This is a genomic window from Vibrio sp. YT-19(2023) (genome assembly GCF_033337395.1).
This window is the reverse complement of record NZ_JAWOQN010000467.1, coordinates 1-715: the sequence shown is the minus strand read 5'-3', so window position 1 is coordinate 715 and position 715 is coordinate 1. Positions and strand designations below refer to the sequence as shown.

Annotated in this window: 1 protein-coding gene; it reads right to left on the bottom strand. The window is 50.1% G+C overall.

Going from position 1 to position 715, the window contains the following annotated elements:
- Window positions 1-715: hydroxymethylglutaryl-CoA lyase (locus R7E78_RS26550; RefSeq protein WP_318058665.1), on the bottom strand; the 715-nt coding region annotated here is incomplete at both ends.

The following is a 715-nucleotide window of genomic DNA, read 5'->3' as shown; positions in this document are numbered from 1 at the left end:
ATCCTGCTTTGGCTAACAGCTCCAAATCCACGCCAGTTTCAATGCCCAAGCCTTGGCATAAATACAACACGTCTTCTGTAGCAACATTGCCAGATGCACCATGTGCGTACGGACACCCTCCCAATCCTGCGACACTGCTGTCTACCGTGTTGATGCCCATGCTTAAGGCCTGGTAGATATTTGCCAGCGCTTGCCCCCATGTATCATGAAAGTGTACGGCTAAACGTTGGTTTGGAATGCTCGCTAACACCGATTCCAGCATTTCTTTTACACGATTAGGCGTACCGGTTCCGATCGTGTCGCCCAAGGACACCTCGTAGCATCCCAACTCGATCAACGCTTGCGATATGTTGGCCACTTGTGTTGGAGATGTCGCCCCATCGTAAGGGCAATCGACGACGCACGATAGATATCCACGAACTGGAACATGGTATTTATCGGCCTGAACCATTAATGGCTCGAAGCGTTTCAAGCTCTCTGTAATTGAACAGTTGATATTATGCTGGCAAAAGCCTTCTGAAGCCGAAGTGAAAATGGCGACCTGATTGGCGCCAGCATCTAAGGCTTGCTCTAACCCTTGGAGGTTGGGGGTGAGTGCCGAGTAAGTCACCAAGGCTCTTCGCGTGATATTTTGCATGACTTCTTTGGAATCTGCCATTTGCGGAACCCATTTGGGGGAGACAAATGAGCCTGCTTCGATGTGACTCAAACCCGT